Below are 17,584 nucleotides of genomic sequence, written 5' to 3'. Positions count from 1 at the left end.
CCGTCATTCTGATCCCCCACGCAGGCGCCGCAAACCCCGCATCAGTCCCTGGAGCCTCTTCAGCAGCCGAGGTTTGGAGCGCACGAACACCTCGGCCCGGTTGCGGATCTCGATGGCTGCGCTCACGGCGCTGCCTCGCACCGTAATCCCGTGGCAAAGCTCGCGCAGGCCCGAACCCGCGGCACCCATATGTTCCTTATAACTCTGGTTGCCTACCGACAGGTCGAAATAATTGAAATCGCGCCCGCGCGCCCAGCTCATCAACTTGCCCATGATCAGAAGTCCCGGCGAGACATTGGGCACCGCGCCCTGATCGATTGAGATCAGCAGAGCATGAACGGTGACTTGATGGATCAGCAGGTATTGGACCGCGATAAGAGCTTCACCCACACGCAACCCGAAGAGCCGCACCGACCCATCCGACAGGCCCTCGAGAGCGGCGTTTCGATAGAAATCGACAACCGCCGCCTGCGTCAGCAGGTCGAAGCGGCCCAGTTCGCGAAAGCGGCTGAGCCGCATCCGGACCAGGCCGCCGAAGATGACCTCCACCAGGGCCGGCGTGTTGGCTTCGACCAGTTCCACGCCGCCAAGCCGTTCGAGGCGACGCCAGTCCTTGTTGAAAGCCTTGACGAAGGATGGCCGGCATAGGCGCTTGAGGACGGTTTCCGGATCGCCGTCGATGGCGAGGCCGAAGCTGGTATGCAGGGAATCGCGCGTGGCCGCCAGCAGGGCCAGCGGATTGGCGACACCGCTGATCAATTGCGGAATTCCCCTGATCTGGATACGGTCCGCCGGCGGCAGCACGGAACGCACCGCGGCCCACGCGGCCTGCGCCGACTGCGTCGTCCACGGGCTCGCATCGGCCAGCAACGGTGCCGAATAGTCGCAAACGCCACAGCTCAGCCACTCGATCACCCGATGGCGGAAAGCCGGTCGCCGTATCAACGGCACCAGCATTCGCGGCACGCCCGTCACGGCGTCGTTTACCTCCACGATGAGCAGTTCCGCACCTTCCGGCATCAGCCGCGCGACGATCCCCTCGGCCCAGGCATAATTCTGGTGGGCGGTGCACACACCGTCCGCCTGGAGGCGCAGCCAGAGCGGCCTGGCCGCTTCCAGGCTGGTGTGGAGCCGCGCCGTGTATGCATCGTTGGCGACGACGATGGCCGGATGGGAGGACTGGCCATCGGGCGAGCCGGTCACCGCAGCAATTTGCACCGCCTGGACTGCCATATTTTTTCCTATCGCTTTGCCGTAGCGAACGACAGCGTGCGCCGCCACGCGCCCAACCGGCTGTCGCGCGCCTCGTCGGGATGCTCGATATTCCACATGCGGTGATGCGCGAAATACCATGATGCCACGAGCACGAACATCTCCGAGACGGCGGAACCCAACAACGCCCACGGCGGAGACGCGATTGCCAGCAGGGCCGCGATCAGCGCCAGCCCGACGACCGCGCCGCCCGTCGTGGTGAACGCGACGATCCGAAAATCGCCGAGTATCTCAAGCACGATGCGGGGCATGATGTAGAGCATGATCGGGACAAAATTCGCGATCACGAAAAGTCCGATGAACCAGGTCGAAGCGTCCTGGAGAGCTTGGGATTCTATCATCGGCAGGACGAACATGATGGCGCATCCATAGGCAAGGCCGCCAAACCCCATGACGAGCGCCCAGATCTTGGCCTGCGTCCAGACACGGCCTGTTTCATTGTTCCGCATCAGCCTGGCGAGATCCGGCTGCGTCATGTTGACGAAAGCAAGGCTGATGATGCGCAGCGGGGCAAACAGCACCAGAACCGCCGCCAGAGGTGCGTAGGCGGCAGGACCGGCAATGCCGGCGACCAGCAGCGCCAGACATTGACCCTGGATGTTGGTGGTGGTCGCGCTGAATGCCGACCAGCGCAGCTGGGGCCAGAGCCTGACATAGCGTCGCCGCGTCGGCATGCGGAAGCTGATGCGAAGCGAGCGCCGAGCCAGCCGGACCAGGACGAAAATGCCGAACACATTTGCCGCGGCTAGTGCATAGAACACGGTCTGCAGCGGGTCTTGGACCAACCAGATCGACAGCCCGGTCAGGACACAGCCGGCGACTGTAAAAGCGCCATCGCTGACGGAGACGACAACCTGCTGGCGCCGTGCGAAGAAAGCCGTGCGCATATGGCTGCGCAACGACCAGGCACCGACGAAGCAGCCGGCGGCAATTCCGCTTGGATCGCCAAGAACATGCATCAGGACTGCCGTGCCGACGGCCATCAGCAACGCCACGATCAGCGCCGCCGTTCCGAACGCCACGTCATAGGTATCGACGCCGGCGCTGTTGGTGCTCTTGCTCATCCAGATGCTGGCGGGAACGGCGGTGAGCGACCTGATATAGGACAGGCCGACACCGCCCATCACCATGCCGATGGCGAAGAGGCCGTAGCCCTGCGCCGACAGCATGTGCAACAGCATGATGTTGAGGGCAAAATGAAAGCCGCTCTGCATCGCCTCGCCGCCGATCATCAGCACGAGGCGTCGAACCAGATGGCTCGGAAACGCTAGCTTCACGGCCGCGTCTCCGCTTCGCGGGCGGCAGGCACCCTGCCCGGCCGCGCGATGGTCGTCTTCAGCTTGTCGGCGGCGATCGCGGTGATCGCCGCGGCCGCGACCGGCTCGCTGAAGATTGCCTCGTAGCGCGCGCGCCCGGCAGCGACAAACCCGCGCCAGGCCTCAGGGGCGAGGATGATCTCCTGCAATTTCGCGCCAAGAGCTGCTGCGTCGCCGGGCGGGACATGCCAGCCGGTCTCCCCGTCGCTGACCACTTCCACCAGCCCGCCGATCGCCGACACAAGCGGCGGCCGGCCATGAGCCATCGCCTCGATGGCGACGCGGCCCAGCGATTCCGGACGCCGCGACGGCACGGTGACGATATCGGCCCATCGATAATGCTCAGAGGGGTCGGGAATGAAAGGCAGGACTCTGACGCGCCCGGTAAGCCCCATGGTTTCGACCAGTTCGGCAAGCGCATGCTCGCGCTCAGTGCTTTCGAAGGCGCCGCCGACCAGCCGCACCTCGATCCTCGCCTGGAGTTCCGCCGGCATCGAGGCGATCGCCTCCAGCAGGATTTCCTGCCCCTTGATCCGGTTGATACGGCCAAGCAGCAGCACCCGCAATGGACGCTTGCCGTCATATGTCATCGGTTCGACCGCCGCCGGCCCGGCAACACCGTTGTAGACGACATACGCACGCGCCGCCTTGGGATCACCAAACGCGGCGCGTGTCGCGTGTGAATTGAAGATCAGATCCGCGTGGCTCCAGCGCATCAGGCCGACAAGTACCCTGCGCATGGCGCCTTCGGGGATTTCGTGGATGTGCAGGACGGCCTTATGGGGAAGAAGGCGTGCGGCCAGCGCGTAGTCGGCCACGATCGAGGTGTTGACATAGACGAGGTCGCAATCCTTGAGGCGCCGCCACGCCCTGAACACGGCAACCGGCAATCGCGCCATCTCGACGGTAGCAAGGCGCGCAATGGCCTGGCGCCTCAGCACCCAGAGCGGTTCGAAGACGATCCGGCTGGCATGCGCTTCCAGAATCCGCACGATCGGCCCGCTACGCGGCAAAACCACTTCGATGTCGGCCGACGGAAACGCGGCGCGCAACGCGGCAACGCTCTCCGCGAAGCTGCGGTCAGAACCATAGAGTTCATAACCCTGATGAACGCAGGCAATCCGCATCTTTATATCCCGCCAGGTGCTAGAACCATCGCGCTGGGCGATTGTGGCAGAAGCCCGTCCGCAAGAATCATGCCTGGTTCGATACGTCCGACTATCGGTTGATATGTCCGACTATCGGTTCGATACGCCCGACTGCCGGCCGTACGCCCCAGGCATTGCTTCGTTTCGATACAGCTACGCACAGAAGGGTTGACCGAGAATGAAACAACCATCGGCTTCAACACCGTTTTTTTACAACCCCGCGCGATGATCCCTCGCAAGATACTGAAATCGGGAGGTGGCACGGAAGTTGCCATCTGCTCATTATAAATTAAGCAATATCTAATATATGAGACATGTGAAAGTGCCGCCGGCCATGAAACCAGAAACGCCCGCCATTCTGATCCTGGGGACCCGCGGCATACCCGCGGCCCATGGCGGCTTTGAAACCTTTGCCGAAAAACTGGCGCTGTTTCTTGTCGGGCGCGGTTGGAAAGTTGGCGTCTATTGCCAAGATGAGGTCGAGCGGATCGACCAGAGGGTGCGCAGCGAAACCTGGCGCGGCATCGAGCTCATTCACATCCAGGTCGCCTCCAAGGGACCGCGCGCGACGCTGGAATTCGACTGGCAATGCGCCCGCAACGCCGCCCGGCAACCGGGTGTTTGCCTGGTGCTCGGCTACAATGGCGCGGTCTTCCTGACCTGGCTCAGGCTGAAACGACGCAAGATCTTCACCAACATGGACGGCATCGAGTGGCGCCGCCCAAAATGGGGAATGGCGGCGCGAACCTGGTTCTGGCTCAACGAATGGATCGGCGCATGGGCCTCGCATCGGCTGGTCGCCGATCATCCCGCCATCGCAGATCACCTGGCGACACGCCGGCCGCGCAGCGCCATCGCCACCATCGCCTATGGCGCCGATCCGGTGACATCAGCGCCCGAGGCGCCGGTCCGGGCGCTCGGCCTCGAGCCCGGGCGCTATCTGGTCTCGATCGCCCGCATCGAACCCGACAACAACATCCTGCCGATCGTCGAAGCTTTTTGCTCCGCCAAGCGCGACATGAAGCTGGTGGTGCTGGGAACGCTGTCCGACGACATCCCCTATCATGCCGCCATCCGCAAGGCGGCGAATGGCTCGGTGGTCCTGCCGGGCGCCATCTACGACCAGGCGACGGTCAAGGCGCTCAGATACCACGCCCGCGCCTATCTGCATGGCCACACGGTCGGCGGCACCAACCCCTCGCTGGTCGAGGCGCTGGCGGCCGGCAACATGGTGATCGCCCACGACAATCCCTACAACAGATGGACCGCCGGGGCTGCGGCGATCTACTTCACCGACAAGGACAGTTGCGCCAAGCGGATGCAGCAGGCGCTGGACGATGATGCCCTGGTCAAGGCCTGCGGCGTTGCCGCCAGGGCGCGCGCCCGCGAAGCCTTTCGCTGGGACGATGTCCTGCTTGCCTATGAAAATGAGGCCTATCATTTGCTCGGCATGACCGCCGCCAAGACCACCGCGATGGATCACGCATCGCCAGGAACCGTATGACAGGCTGGTCGCGCCGGCGGGTGCTGCGGACGGCGCTGTCCACCGCGGCGGCTCTCGGCTCGCTCCCGATCGCACCAATCGCTCGCGCAGCCGCCGGGCCGCGATTTCGGCGCGGCGTCAACGCCTGGCCCTGGTTCTCGCTGACGCGCGAATTTCCCGCTCCGCGCACCGACTATGACTGGCCGCCCTTCCAGTCGCAACGGCCGGTGCCGACCCCGGACGACCTGCGTCGGCTGCGCAGGACCGGGCTCGATTTCATCCGTCTGCCTGTTGATCCCGGCCCTTTCCTGGCCGCCGACGCCACCACGCGCGGCCGGTTGCTGGACATGCTGGACGCGGCTGTCACGGCCACCCTCCACGCCGGTCTCGGCATCATCGTCAACATCCAGGCCAATGCCGCCACCCATTATTGGAACCCCGACCGCATGGTCTCCAGCACCGCGGCGCCCGCCTTCGATCTCTACCGCGGGCTGGTCGGCGAGCTTGCCGGCAGGCTGGCGCGGTTCCAGCCCGGCAGGGTGGCGCTCGAGCCGGTCAACGAGCCGGCGCAGGCCTGCGCGTCGAACGTCTGGTCGCAGATCCAGCTTTCACTTCTGACGGCGGCAAGAGCCTTGGCCGCGACCCTGCCGCTGGTCGTCACCGGCGGCTGCGGCTCGATGGTGAGCGGACTGAACGCGCTCGATCCGGCACCGCTGTCCCCGTTCGAGCCGATCCTGTTCACCTTCCACTTCTATGAGCCCTATCTGTTCAGCCATCAGGGGGCACCCTGGATGCGCGAGCCCGTCTACCGGTCGCTCAACAATGTGCCGTGGCCGGCATCCGCCGGCTCGCTGGAGCAGACGCTGGCATCGGTCAGGGCGCGCATGGCGCAGGACACCGAAACCCCTGAAGACGCCAAGCAGGCAGCCTATGCCGAGACCGAGCGTGTGCTGAAAGTCTATTTCGACGCCCGGCCCGACCGCTGGTTTGTCGACAAATATCTTCGCCAGGTTCGCGACTGGGCCGACGGCCACGGCCTTGCGCCGGAACGCATCATCATGGGCGAGTTCGGCGCGCTGCGCACCGACGCCCGCTATGTCGCCGCGCCCAACCCGGATCGCGGGCGCTACATCGCCGATGTCAGGCGGAGCGCCGAGGAACTCGGCTTCGCCTGGGCACTGTGGGATCTCTTCGACGGCATGGGCATGATGGACGATACCACCCGGGCGGTGGACCCTGATATCATCGCGGCGCTTGGTCTGACCATGCCGGTGGACTGACCGGTTTGAAAGCTGCCCGCGCCGGCCGGTAAAGCACCAATGCCAGCACCACGAACTTGGTCAGCAGCGTCGTCTTCGACGCGACGCTTTCCGAAGTGTTGATCAGGATGACCCAGCCCAGCATCGGCAGCCAGATGCCGGCATGGCAGCGGCGCGCCACCTCGAACAGGAACAGCACGAAGCCGAACGTCAGCAAAAGGGTGAAGAAGGCGCCCTGATAGAGGACCGTGCGGATGATCGGGTTCTCGATGCCCTGTTCGAGACCGTTGATGCGGCGCAGGCTGTCGATCAGCTCGACATCCGGCCCCACGATCAGATCGCGCAATTCCAGGTGCTTGAAAAGCTCGAACATCTCGACGCGGGCATTGGCGCTTCCGCTGTCCGACACGAAGCGCTCCAGCAGCGCGTCGAAAAAGCCCAGATATGCCGCCACTATGATGACGACCGGCAGCAGTGCGGCAAGCATGAAGCCGAGTGCCGCACCCAAGAGATTGACGCGGCCCTGGCGCAATTTGGTGGTGCCCTGAAAAAGCAGGTAGCAGCCGCCGAGCACCACCGTCGTCACCATCGCCGTGCGGCCGCCGAAGGCGACGAGTGCCGCGCATTGCAGGCCGATCAACCCTATCCGCACAGGCATCGACAGGGATCTGGCACCGGAGAGCAGCGCAAGCACATAGATCGACGTCACCATGGCATTGGCAAGCGGATGCCCCTGCAGCGCGCTCGAGCGCAGATCGGTGGTAAACGCCACGCCGTCCAGGCGATAGGGGAAGATAAGCGTCTTGGTGGCGAACTCGAAAAGGGCAAGCAGCGCATTCGCCGTCATGACCACGTGAACGACGGTCTGCAGCCCGGCGAAGGTCCGTTCGTCGTCCTCGCTGAGCATCAGGACCAGAAGTGCCGCGGCCACGAACGTATCGATCATGCCGGCCATGCCGGGCCGCTGCCTTGCGATGACGACGAACAGAAGCACGATCGATATGGCGGCCATCAGCGCGCTGGCCGGCCGCCTGTCGGCGAGATGGACGATATGGCCCACCGGATTGCCTGATGCGCAGGAACGCCAGGCAAACAGGAGGACGATGAGATAGGTGGACGGGTGGATCTTGGTCGCCGGGTTGCCGAACAGGCCATCATAATTGTAGCCGACCAGCCACAGCATGCCGCCCGAGATGCTGAACAGCACCGCTACCGCCGCGATCAGTCCGAAGCGCGTCAGCGCATCGAGCGACGTGCCGGCGCGGGGTGCGGCAACACCATGGTTCGAAGCGCTTGCGCTCCAACTGGCAGCCATATCAGGCGGCCTCGTCGACCAGCAAGGCGGCCGTTGGCAACCGCCCCATGACGGAAACCGCCTGCGCGGTCGTCGTGACGTCGCGCATCGGGGTGGCGTTCAGCGTGGCGACGAGCACGATCTCGTCGGCCATGGCGACCAGCGGCGAGGCATTGAGATTGTCGGCCAGCGCGCCGCCGTCGATGACGACGAGTTCGAAGCTCCGGCTGGCCCGCGCCAGCATCTGCTGCGCAAAATAGATGCCATGCGCTTCCTGGAAGACCGCCTTTGAGCGGCCCCTGCCCAGCACGGCAACGTTGCTGCCGGCTGCGTAATGGCTGACGGCCTCGAAGGCGTACTCGCCGCGCAGCACATCGAGGACTCCCGGCTGCGGATCCTTCTGGTCGCCGCCGGCATTGGCATCGATGAACAGCACACGGCTGCCCCTGGATGCCGCGGCATCGGCCAGCAGCCGCGCCACCCGGCTGCGCTGCGCGCCCTCGCCCGGCGGCGATGTCACCAGGATGGAAGGCACCAGCGGCCAGTCCGCCGGACGCTGGCCCGAACTGAACATGCGCCTCAGTGCAAGGCCGACGACGGCGTCGGTCTTCTGGCTGGAGGCGACGGCGCGCGCCCCGCCGAAAGGCCACCAGCGCCGGCCAGTGCCCGACTTTGCCGGCACCACGCCCAGCACCGGCGCGTCGATGGCCGACTGCATCTGGGCGCTGGAAAGCACCGTCGGCGAGGAATATTCGGCGATCAACGCCAGACCGGTGCCGAGCCCGAGGCCGCCGAATATCGCGCCCAGCAACAGCAACGGCAAAGGCGGCCAGCTCTTCTTCAAGGCGGGCATGGCGTTGGAGATGATGCGCGCATTGGTGCTGTCGACATTGATCTGCTCGCGCGTCTCCTGGGCACGCTGGAGATAGTTCGAGTAGACGGAACGCAGCGCCTCGAGATCGCGCTGCAATTCGCGCAGCCGCACCGAGGCCTGGTCGGTGTCGAGCGATTTGCTCTTCATGCCCGCCACCTTGGCTTCCAGCGCCTGCTGGTTGGCCAGCGCCCGTTCGTAGTCGGTCTCGGTGGCGGTGGCGATGCGGCCGAGTTCGCGCGCGATCAGCTGGCGCGTGTCGCGCAGCTGCTGCTGGGCTGCGATCAGCGAGGGATGACGCGGCCCCAACTCCGTGCCGAGCTGCGAGACCTGGTCGACCAGCGTCGCCTCTTGCGCCCGCAGGCTCGAGATCACCGCCGAGCGCATTGCTTCCGAGGTCGCGTCCGCCGTGCCGCTCTGGCGGCGCATCTGGTCGACCTGCGCCTTCAGCGCCGCGGTGCGGCTCTGCGCCGCCGCAAGCTGCGTATTGATCTCGGTCAGTTCCTGGTCGCTGACCAGGTTGCCTGCCGCCATCACCATGTTGTTGGCGGACTTGTAGGCCTCGACGGCATTCTCGGCCTGCTGGACGCGTTTGCGCTGCTCGTCCAGCCGGGCGGTGATCGACTCGGAGGCGTCCCTGGCCATTTTCGCACGCGCGCTCGCCTGATCGACCAGGTAGGCCTGCGCGATGGCGTTGGCCAGGAGGGCGGCCTTGTCGGCGCTCTTGGCGGTGACGATAACGTCCAGGACCAGGACCTTGTCGGCCCGCTTGACCGCCAGGCGCCGGCGCAGCGCGTCGAGTGTCTGCACCGACCTGTCGCCTTCGGCCGATGCCGAACCGAGTAGGCGCGACAGCAAGCCCTGCCCGTTGAATTCCGGATCCTGCGTCAGGTTTGTCGCCGCGATCGCCCGCATCAGCACGCCTGTCGACTGGACCACGCTGACCTGGCTCTCGACCTGCGTGATGCCGCCATCGGGTGAGATACGGCTGGGATTGACGTCGTTGGTGACCACCTGCAGGTCCTGCGGATCGATGAGGATTTCCGCCGCCGAGCTGTAGAGCGCGGGCGTGAAAAGACCGTAGAGCAGGGCGACCAGCGTCAGCAGTGCGACAGTGCCGAAGATCCAGAACCGGCGGCGCACCAGGATGCGCTTCAGGTCGCCCAGTTCGACAGTCGAAGCTGCGTATGATCCCGCGCGTGCCGCATCCGGAGAGTGTTGCTGAGGAACCATGGGCAGGGATGATTGCATGGCTGCCTCCGACAATACTCCATATGCCGGCAAGATCAGTTTGCGGCGCTAACCTAGCTATGCCTCCAACTGTTAAAAGATTGTTAATTATGTTGAGAAGTCATGTGAATTTTGGCACGCGGTTTGCTTAAAAATATACATACCGAGGTGCTGAGTGCGCAGCGAGCGGAGATGTATGCGGATGGGGCTACAATTTGACCGGACCGGCAAGGCCGGATGCCGCCTTTTCGGGTCTCCGACATGCGGATAAGCCTACGCCTGGACGGCGACTGCGTCCGCGCCTTTCATCTCACGCTGCTGGAGCGCCTTGCCGCGCTCGGCGACGTCGAACTGTCCGTCGATGTCAGGCCGGCGGGCGGCGGCATTCCGCGCAGCGCCGCGGCCCTGTTTCAACTCGAAACGGCGATACACGGACTGGCCCATGATGGACTGGCCAAGCGTGTGCCGCTTTCGGCGCTCGCGCCCTATCGGCGGTCCCCCGCTTCGCCTGACCTGGTCGTCGATCTCTGCGGCGATGTCAGGCTGGAAAGCACACGGGTCTGGCGCGTCACCTATGACGGCGCCAGCGGGGAAGCGGCCTTGCTGGCCCTGATCCTCGCCGGCCGCACGCCGCTTGCCCGCATCGATGAGAACGGCGTTGCGATCGCCGCCGGGCGTCTGGGCACAGAATATGGCGGCATCGCGCTGGCGTCCTTCCAGGATATGCTGGCGCGCACAGCAAGCCTGATCGTCGCTGCCATGTCAGGCGCGGCAAAGTCGGTGCCCGATCTGCCAGAGCCGGCGCAGGCAGGCAGCCCGCCGCCAATGCCCTCGGCCGGCAAGCTTGGGGTCAGAGCCGGCAAGACGCTGGCGCGGCGGATCGTCCAGAAGATCTATCACCTTTGCTACAACGCGCCGCATTGGAAGGTCGGCTGGCGGCAAACCGGGGGCCGCGATCTTTTCGACCTGCGTGCGCATCCGGCGTCGGGATGGCAAGAGCTGCCGGACGATGGCAGCCGCTTCTACGCCGATCCGTTTCCCATCCTCTACCAGGGCCAGCTGACCCTGTTCGTCGAGGACTATATTCACCGGCTCGGCAAGGCCATCATCTCCGCCGTGCCCTTCGGCCCGGCAGGCCCGCTCGGACGACCTGAACCGGTGCTGGATCTGCCCTACCATCTCTCCTACCCCTTCGTCTTCGAGCGCGACGGCGAGGTCTGGATGGTGCCGGAAAGCTGCGCCAACGGCACGGTCGATCTCTACCGGGCCACCGCCTTTCCCGGCGGATGGGTCAAGGAGGCGACGCTTCTGTCCGGTGTCGTCGCCAGCGACGCCACGCTTGTCGAGCATGGCGGCGCCTGGTGGCTGTTCGCCACCGTCCGCGACGGCGGCGGCGCCTTCTCCGACACGCTGCATCTGTGGTCGGCGCCGGATTTTCGCGGCCCCTGGACGCCGCACCCCAAAAATCCCGTGCTGATCGACATCGCCTCGGCGCGGCCGGCCGGCCGCATGGTCAGGCGCGGCAACGACCTGCTGCGCCCGGTTCAGGACTGCCGCAGGAGCTATGGCGCGGCGCTTGGCATCGCACGCATTTCTCACCTTGATTTGATCGGCATGGAGCAGGTCGTTGAAACCATCTTGCATCCAGGTGCGCTATGGAGTGGGCGTAAACTTCACACGCTCAACGAGGCTGGCGGCTTTGAGTTCATCGATGGCTCGGCGATCGCACCGCGCTGGAAGCAGCGGGCCCGCGATTAACCTAAACATTGGTTACTACCAGGCACGCGCTCCGGTTGCTTGCGGTTGATTCAGGTCCGGAAGATATTTTCTACCGGAGATTGTGAACGTGCAGTTGCCACCAGAAAGGGCAGCAGAATGAGTATCTCAGAGGCCTGCCCGGCCGAAGTCGATGTGGCGATCGTCGGTGCCGGAATGGCTGGGACCACCTTAGCCATGCTGTTGGGAAAAGCCGGGCGCAAGGTGGCGCTGATCGACCCGCACCGCGTCCACCACGAGGAGTTCCGGGCCGAGAAGATCGGCATGGATCAGATGCTGCTGTTCGAAAAGCTCGGCCTCGATGCAACACTCAAGCGTCTCGTCACCTCGACGACCGACACGCATGTCTTTCGCCTCGGCCAGTTTTTCGCGCATGAGAAGAAGGCTGAATTCACATTCTCCTACGGCGCGCTGATCAATGGCCTGCGCGATGCCTTGCCTGCGCAAGTGCCGCTGACGGTCGGCAAGGTAACCGAAGTCTCGACTGGACCGGACCGGCAGCGGCTTGTGCTGGCCGACGGCGCCGTCATCGATGCCCGCCTGCTGGTGGTGGCAACCGGCCACGGCGAGGCGGTGCGGCGCGCCGTCGGGGTCGAGCGTATTGAGCAATCGAAGGCGCATTCACTGTCGATGGGATTCGACCTCGCCATCTCGCCGCGCGATTTCGGTCATCAGTCCGTCACCTGCTACAGCAGGCGGGCTGCCGACCGTATCGCCTACATCAGCATCTTTCCCCTCGGCGACAAGATGCGGGCGAACATGTTCCTCTATCGCAATGTGGCCGAAGCGTGGACGCGGGCCTTTCGCCAGGAGCCGCAAAAGATGCTCTGCGAGCTGATGCCCGAAATAGCAGCGCGATGTGGCAACTTCGAAGTCGCAAGTCCTGTCGAGGTCAGGCAGATCAGCCTGAGCACCACGCAAGGCCATCGCCGCGACGGGGTCATCTTCATCGGCGATGCCTTCTGCACGACGTGTCCGACGCCGGGCGTCGGCATCGGGCGCGTGATGACCGATGTCGATCAACTCCATTCGGTTCACATTCCACGATGGCTCGAAACACCAGGCATGGCGGCTGACAAGATCAACGCTTTCTATGACGACCCGGTCAAGGTGGCTGCCGATGAGGATGGCATGCGGGTGAGTTACTATGCCAAGTCGATCACCGCCGGCACCGGACTGGAATGGCGCGCAAGGCGCCTGCGCAACAACACCGCGCGCCAGCTGATGATCATCGGCCGCAAGGTCCGGCATCTGGGACAGCGGCGGGCGCCCGTGGCCAATATGCGATAGGGCGCGACCAGTCGCGCCCTATCGATTGCTGCTATTGATTGCCCTTGTCAGGCGAATGCATCAGGCGCCAATCAATCACTGAGGATCGGCGGAGGTGTCGATGGGGCAGTCTGGGCCGTGACGCCCGAAAGCCTGTCGCGCTTCTGCAATGTTGGTTTCTCGTATTTCTTCACTGTAAAGTGCCCTCCAAATTAGTACGGTGCCAGCAGAACCAATTCCCTGCCCCGTGTCAATTGTGTCATTACTGGTCCTTACGTCGTTTCCGCGCCATCGTAGTCAAACGATTCTTCACTGTTGCATTGCGGCACATATCGGCTCCGACAGGGCACCTCATCCCAGCGCCAATCGCGCTCTCCTTGCCTCCCCGCGCGATGTTGTAAATCGTTTCATCCAAGGTATTTTGGCCATCGGGAACAGAGGGAATAGTCATGTCCAACAGCGCCTTGCCGCTGGTTATCAGTGCGCCGGAACCACGCACGCTCGACCTGATCTTCACAGCCCGGCAGCTGGGGCGGCTCAAGGCGCAATATCGCATTGTCGAGACGACCGCTGACGGCGTCGCGAAACTGCCGGCCGACGTGCTGGCCGAGGCGCGCTATATCATCGGCCAGCCGCCCATATCGCCCGAAACGCTCGACCGGATGAAGGCGCTGCGCTGCGTCTTCAATGTCGAGACCAACCTCATCAACAACATGCCCTACGAGACCTTGTTCGCGCGCGGCATCCATGTCGTCACCACCGGCCTGGTGTTCGCCGAGCCGGTCGCGGAGCTTGGCCTTGCCATGGCGCTCAACCTCGCCCGCGACATCGTCGATGCCGATCTCGCCTTCCGCCAGGGACAGGAACTGTGGGGCGGCGACGGCAACCACACGGCGCGGCTCTTGTCCGGCGCCGATGTCGGCATCATCGGCTTCGGCGATCTCGGCCGGGCGCTCAACCGGCTGCTGTCGGGTTTCCGCACCCGCACCAAAGTCTTCGATCCCTGGCTGCCGCCATCGATCCTCATCGACAATGGCGTCGAACCGGCCTCTCTCGACGAGGTGCTGTCGACCAGCGACTTCATCTTCGTCGTTGCGTCGGTGACCAGCGAGAACCAGGGTTTTCTCGGTGCCGAGGCCTTTGCCGGCATGCGCAAGGGCGCCGCCTTCATCCTGCTCAGCCGCGCCGGCGTGGTCGACTTCCCGGCGCTGATGGCGGCGGTGAAGAGCGGCCACATCGTCGCCGCCAGCGACGTTTTCCCCGAAGAACCGCTGGCGCGGGACCATCCGGTGCGCACCCTGCCCGGCTTCCTGCGCTCGGCTCACCGTGCCGGCGCGCTCGACATCGCCTTCAAGCGCATGGGCGATATGGTGCTGGAGGACATGGACCTGATCGACCGCGGCCTGCCGCCGCTGCGCTCCAAGCGCGCCGAGCGCGAGACGGTTTCGCGCATGCGTTCCAAGCCGGCCGACAGGAATTGAAGCGTGGATTTTCGTCCCGGTCGGCCGACCCTCGACAAGGTCGGCTTGACAAGAGCGCGGCCGGCGACGACGCTCCCGCAATCGAATTTTGTGCAGGGAAGCCATGAACATGAAGAAGATCTATGAAAAACCGATGCTGCTCAAACGGCAGAAACTCTCTGCCGTGACGGCGCAGCAAGCCGCTTCAGGAGTGACAGGTCCGACAGGGCCGACAGGCTAACGCCTCGCGGCGTCCAATAAAGGCAGCATTGGACGCGCCTGCGGGTCGGCGGCGAAACGACAGTCGCTCGCAACTTCAGTGTTCATGGCTGCTCTTCGCTCTGCGGGCAACCGCTTCCATAAAAGAGCGCGCGGCAGCGTCACAAGCCGTTCTGGACGGTCCGTTCGCGGACAGCACGACCTCCGCGGCCTTCCGCGACATGCCGTATTTCCGGGCGAAGATCGCAGCGTCGTAAGGTTCGTTTTTGGCTGCCGGTGTCGCGGACGTGATCCTGGCCTTGGTCATTGGCGGGTCCGCCTGAAACTTTCGAGCAACTCGCCTTCATTGCGGCAGCCATTCTGAAACAGCGAAAACACTGTGGCTGCCAGCCGCTGTACGTCCGACTCCCCCGACACGCGGTCAAGTTTGCGCTCCAGGCAGACCCGATCGAAGACGCGCTGGCACAGCTGCAGATCGGAAGGATGGAAACCGGGATTGCGCTTATGAAGGCTCGGCATAAGAAGCCCCTTTCGGAGCAGCGACCACTTCCTTGACGCTGTCGGTCAAAAAATGAAATCGGACTGAGCAAGAGTCAACATCGGCCTCATCACAGTAAGTATCGTACAATTCTCCCGCCGGTCTGCCGAACGGTTCTCAGGCCCAGCGCGACATGGCGCTTTGTCATTAGCCGGCGGATTTTATTGGCCCTCACCGTGATCCGACGCTCTCAAGATATATGTCGGTTTTGTACCAAGTGGCGCTTGGTACGTTTCCGACACTAACATTCAGGCCGATCTTTTCATATGCGAACGGGCGTTGGGGGGCGCCGTGCTTCGAATTTCACATCGCATTCATAGCTTTATTCGTTCTGCGCCCCTATACATAGGCGATCGTCCGCACGTTTTTACGGGCACGGACGGCTGGGAGATTGGATGGCTCTTGCCCTGCATTGGGCCACGCCATGTCTGATCCCAACAAAAATCATCAATACCGAAACCAACTGCTGCGACGCATGCCTGCGGATGATCTGGCGTTGCTCGAGCCGCACATGCAGCGCTGCGACTTGCCGCTACGCATGATGCTTGTGACCCCGAATATTCCGATCGAGGCCGTCTACTTCATCGAACAGGGCATCGGTTCGGTGGTCGCCAGCACGGCGAGCGGCCAAGAGGCCGAAGTGGGCTTCATCGGCTTCGAAGGCATGACGGGATACTCCCTGGTGATGGGCGACGACCGTGCGCCGCATGCCTGTTATGTACAACTCGAAGGCGAGGCGATCCGCATCGAAGCCGGCGCATTCAAGGCAGCATTGGCGGCAAGTGCGACCATGCGCATGTTCCTGCTGCGCTTCATCAACGCGCTACAAACCCAGGCCGGCTGCACCGCGCTCGTCAACGCGCGGCTGAAGCTCGAGGAGCGGCTGGCGCGATGGCTGCTCATGTGCGACGACCGCGTGCCGGGCGAACATCTCGCCATCACGCACGAATTCCTGGCCATCATGCTTGGTGTCAGGCGGCCAGGCGTCACCGTTGCCCTTCAATTGCTCGAAGGCCGCGCGCTGATCCGCTCGCGTCGGGGCGAGATCGTCATTCGTGACCGCGCCGGGCTGCTGGAACTTGCCAATGGCAGTTACGGCGAAGCCGAGGCCGAATATGCAAGGCTGATCGGCGAGATCGGCGCGCCCTGATCAGGAGCGGTCGCCGCCGGCATCCGGCTTGCCCGATGTCGCTTTGCCGGGCGGCGCCGCACCGCCTTCAAATGCGCCTCGGCCAATCGGCCCATCCCTGCCGACCGGCAAGCCGGCATGCTCCAGACTTGCAAGCTTGCACTTCGTCTGCTCGGCCGCCGCTCCGACAAGGCAGTCGATGGTGAACATGGCACCGGCGTGCTCGCTTGCCGCGACCGCCTGGCGGATCTTCGTCAATTGCGCTTGTGTGTAGTCCAGAAGCTCGACCAGGCCGGTATGATCCAAACCGCCCTCCATTGCAGGATGTCGAGAGGCCGATCTGAGGTCGCTCTTGCCACCGAAATACGCCCATTTGCGGGGCTTGCATAGCCGGACTGTCAAAATCGTACAGTCTACGCGCCACGGGATCCTCGCCCTATTGGACAAAGGTCCATCTTCGCACCCTCGCTACGTCATGCAAGTGTATATAAGCTATCGCTTGAATACTGGTCCGTACGTCTGTCGGGGAGATGTCGTGCCAATCCGCGAGAATCTCGCCGCCAATCTCAGGCGGCTGGTCCAACGCCACGCTTCCGTCAGCGCGGTGTGCCGTGAGCTTGGCATCAACCGCACCCAGTTCGAGCGCTATCTGCAAGGCAAGGCGGTTCCCAACAAAGCCACCGCCAGGCTGATCTGCGACTATTTCAAGATCGACGAGGATGAGTTGTATCGTGAGCCGGCCGCCGCGGCAGCCAAGGGCGACAGCAATGCAACGTTGCGCGAGGCACTGTACGAGAACATGGTGCGGCCGCCGTCGCCCGCCATCGCCGGAGGCACCTATTTCACCTATTTTTCGATCCCCGGCCGGCCCGATTTTTTGATGCGCTCGGTCACCTTCGTGCGGCGTGAGGCCGATCTCGTCACCTTCAGGCGGGTAACGCGCTGGGCTCCGGGCGATGGCCAGGGTGGTTCGAGAATGCCCGGCAACCATTACGGCGTGGCGATCTCGCGCCTGAACTGGATCTATTTCACAGGCATCGACCGCCGCCAGACAAGCGAGCCCTCGATCATGACCGTACAGTGGGCGCCCATCTCCGAACCAGTTCTGGTCGGCAGGGCGATCGTCCTCACCGGATCGGGGCCGGCCTTTGTGTCGGTCATCATGCGGCAGGACGTCACCAGGATCAGCATGAGGCGAGCGATGCTGATGGCCCATATCGTCAGTCTCGACGACCCCAGCGTCGATCGGCTGGTGGTCAGTCTTGCACGCGAGACCCGCTAAACTCGCTTTCTACGGGAAAAATCGGGGAAAGTTTCAAG

At 63.8% G+C, this 17,584-nt stretch carries 15 protein-coding genes; 8 read left to right on the top strand and 7 right to left on the bottom strand.

Annotation, left to right across the window (positions count from 1 at the left end):
- Nucleotides 1-3 precede the first annotated feature (3 nt).
- Genes NKH06_RS03525 through NKH06_RS03515 form a run of 3 tightly spaced genes read right to left on the bottom strand, consistent with a single transcriptional unit; the run spans nucleotide 4 to nucleotide 3,715 of the window.
- Complete coding sequence (locus NKH06_RS03525) at nucleotides 4-1,233, bottom strand: GNAT family N-acetyltransferase (protein WP_352721055.1); 1,230 nt, start codon at nucleotides 1,231-1,233, stop codon at nucleotides 4-6.
- An 8-nt stretch (nucleotides 1,234-1,241) separates the two neighbouring features.
- On the bottom strand, nucleotides 1,242-2,549 hold the full coding sequence (locus NKH06_RS03520) for an MATE family efflux transporter (protein WP_352721057.1): 1,308 nt from the start codon (nucleotides 2,547-2,549) through the stop codon (nucleotides 1,242-1,244).
- Complete coding sequence (locus tag NKH06_RS03515; protein ID WP_352721059.1) at nucleotides 2,546-3,715, bottom strand: glycosyltransferase; 1,170 nt, start codon at nucleotides 3,713-3,715, stop codon at nucleotides 2,546-2,548. The genes NKH06_RS03520 and NKH06_RS03515 overlap by 4 nt, the downstream gene beginning before the upstream one ends.
- A 355-nt stretch (nucleotides 3,716-4,070) precedes the next feature.
- Between NKH06_RS03515 and NKH06_RS03510 the strand changes: the two genes are divergently transcribed.
- The gene (locus tag NKH06_RS03510) at nucleotides 4,071-5,240 is read left to right on the top strand and encodes a DUF1972 domain-containing protein (protein WP_164893068.1); all 1,170 of its coding nucleotides are present in this window, start codon (nucleotides 4,071-4,073) and stop codon (nucleotides 5,238-5,240) included.
- Nucleotides 5,237-6,499: a glycoside hydrolase family 5 protein gene (locus tag NKH06_RS03505; RefSeq protein WP_352721061.1), complete on the top strand. Its 1,263-nt coding sequence runs from the start codon at nucleotides 5,237-5,239 to the stop codon at nucleotides 6,497-6,499. Before NKH06_RS03510 ends, NKH06_RS03505 begins: the two co-directional genes overlap by 4 nt.
- Here NKH06_RS03505 and NKH06_RS03500 read toward each other — a convergent pair.
- Nucleotides 6,462-7,793: a VpsF family polysaccharide biosynthesis protein gene (locus NKH06_RS03500; protein WP_023813308.1), complete on the bottom strand. Its 1,332-nt coding sequence runs from the start codon at nucleotides 7,791-7,793 to the stop codon at nucleotides 6,462-6,464. The genes NKH06_RS03505 and NKH06_RS03500 overlap by 38 nt on opposite strands.
- A 1-nt stretch (nucleotide 7,794) precedes the next feature.
- Nucleotides 7,795-9,894 (bottom strand): GumC family protein, encoded by a 2,100-nt coding sequence (locus NKH06_RS03495; protein ID WP_352441847.1) that lies wholly within the window; start codon nucleotides 9,892-9,894, stop codon nucleotides 7,795-7,797.
- Nucleotides 9,895-10,134: 240 nt separating this feature from the next.
- Between NKH06_RS03495 and NKH06_RS03490 the strand changes: the two genes are divergently transcribed.
- The 4 genes from NKH06_RS03490 to NKH06_RS03475 all read left to right on the top strand — a co-directional run bounded on the left by NKH06_RS03490 (nucleotide 10,135) and on the right by NKH06_RS03475 (nucleotide 14,619).
- Nucleotides 10,135-11,631: a glucosamine inositolphosphorylceramide transferase family protein gene (locus NKH06_RS03490; protein ID WP_352441858.1), complete on the top strand. Its 1,497-nt coding sequence runs from the start codon at nucleotides 10,135-10,137 to the stop codon at nucleotides 11,629-11,631.
- Nucleotides 11,632-11,748: 117 nt separating this feature from the next.
- Nucleotides 11,749-12,939 carry an FAD-dependent oxidoreductase gene (locus NKH06_RS03485; protein WP_352441848.1) on the top strand — a complete coding sequence of 397 codons (1,191 nt, stop codon included), beginning with the start codon at nucleotides 11,749-11,751 and terminating at the stop codon, nucleotides 12,937-12,939.
- A gap of 428 nt (nucleotides 12,940-13,367) precedes the next feature.
- Nucleotides 13,368-14,399 (top strand): hydroxyacid dehydrogenase, encoded by a 1,032-nt coding sequence (locus NKH06_RS03480; RefSeq protein ID WP_352441849.1) that lies wholly within the window; start codon nucleotides 13,368-13,370, stop codon nucleotides 14,397-14,399.
- A gap of 109 nt (nucleotides 14,400-14,508) precedes the next feature.
- Complete coding sequence (locus tag NKH06_RS03475) at nucleotides 14,509-14,619, top strand: hypothetical protein (protein ID WP_081734952.1); 111 nt, start codon at nucleotides 14,509-14,511, stop codon at nucleotides 14,617-14,619.
- A gap of 75 nt (nucleotides 14,620-14,694) precedes the next feature.
- On the opposite strand, the gene NKH06_RS03470 is transcribed toward NKH06_RS03475, so the two are convergent.
- On the bottom strand, nucleotides 14,695-14,904 hold the full coding sequence (locus NKH06_RS03470; RefSeq protein ID WP_023813302.1) for a hypothetical protein: 210 nt from the start codon (nucleotides 14,902-14,904) through the stop codon (nucleotides 14,695-14,697).
- Between the two features lie 655 nt (nucleotides 14,905-15,559).
- Here NKH06_RS03470 and NKH06_RS03465 point away from each other — a divergent pair.
- Complete coding sequence (locus NKH06_RS03465; RefSeq protein ID WP_031213618.1) at nucleotides 15,560-16,285, top strand: Crp/Fnr family transcriptional regulator; 726 nt, start codon at nucleotides 15,560-15,562, stop codon at nucleotides 16,283-16,285.
- Here the strand turns inward: NKH06_RS03465 and NKH06_RS03460 are convergent, their stop codons facing one another.
- On the bottom strand, nucleotides 16,286-16,570 hold the full coding sequence (locus NKH06_RS03460) for a hypothetical protein (protein WP_081734951.1): 285 nt from the start codon (nucleotides 16,568-16,570) through the stop codon (nucleotides 16,286-16,288).
- Between the two features lie 229 nt (nucleotides 16,571-16,799).
- Here NKH06_RS03460 and NKH06_RS03455 point away from each other — a divergent pair, with 229 nt between their 5' ends.
- Nucleotides 16,800-17,546 carry a helix-turn-helix domain-containing protein gene (locus NKH06_RS03455; protein WP_352441850.1) on the top strand — a complete coding sequence of 249 codons (747 nt, stop codon included), beginning with the start codon at nucleotides 16,800-16,802 and terminating at the stop codon, nucleotides 17,544-17,546.
- Nucleotides 17,547-17,584 lie beyond the last annotated feature (38 nt).

It is taken from the genome of Mesorhizobium sp. M1342, from assembly GCF_040317955.1.
In the GTDB taxonomy this organism is placed as follows: domain Bacteria; phylum Pseudomonadota; class Alphaproteobacteria; order Rhizobiales; family Rhizobiaceae; genus Mesorhizobium.
This window is presented reverse-complemented; position numbering and strand designations above follow the sequence as displayed.

Bases quoted from the DNA above. Each gene is read 5' to 3' on its own strand.
- NKH06_RS03495 (WP_352441847.1), bottom strand. From the start codon at position 9,894: ATGCAATCATCCCTGCCCATGGTTCCTCAGCAACACTCTCCGGATGCG.
- NKH06_RS03510 (WP_164893068.1), top strand. From the start codon at position 4,071: ATGAAACCAGAAACGCCCGCCATTCTGATCCTGGGGACCCGCGGCATA.
- NKH06_RS03490 (WP_352441858.1), top strand. From the start codon at position 10,135: ATGCGGATAAGCCTACGCCTGGACGGCGACTGCGTCCGCGCCTTTCAT.
- NKH06_RS03515 (WP_352721059.1), bottom strand. From the start codon at position 3,715: ATGCGGATTGCCTGCGTTCATCAGGGTTATGAACTCTATGGTTCTGAC.
- NKH06_RS03480 (WP_352441849.1), top strand. From the start codon at position 13,368: ATGTCCAACAGCGCCTTGCCGCTGGTTATCAGTGCGCCGGAACCACGC.
- NKH06_RS03485 (WP_352441848.1), top strand. From the start codon at position 11,749: ATGAGTATCTCAGAGGCCTGCCCGGCCGAAGTCGATGTGGCGATCGTC.
- NKH06_RS03525 (WP_352721055.1), bottom strand. From the start codon at position 1,233: ATGGCAGTCCAGGCGGTGCAAATTGCTGCGGTGACCGGCTCGCCCGAT.
- NKH06_RS03465 (WP_031213618.1), top strand. From the start codon at position 15,560: ATGTCTGATCCCAACAAAAATCATCAATACCGAAACCAACTGCTGCGA.
- NKH06_RS03475 (WP_081734952.1), top strand. From the start codon at position 14,509: ATGAAGAAGATCTATGAAAAACCGATGCTGCTCAAACGGCAGAAACTC.
- NKH06_RS03470 (WP_023813302.1), bottom strand. From the start codon at position 14,904: ATGACCAAGGCCAGGATCACGTCCGCGACACCGGCAGCCAAAAACGAA.
- NKH06_RS03505 (WP_352721061.1), top strand. From the start codon at position 5,237: ATGACAGGCTGGTCGCGCCGGCGGGTGCTGCGGACGGCGCTGTCCACC.
- NKH06_RS03500 (WP_023813308.1), bottom strand. From the start codon at position 7,793: ATGGCTGCCAGTTGGAGCGCAAGCGCTTCGAACCATGGTGTTGCCGCA.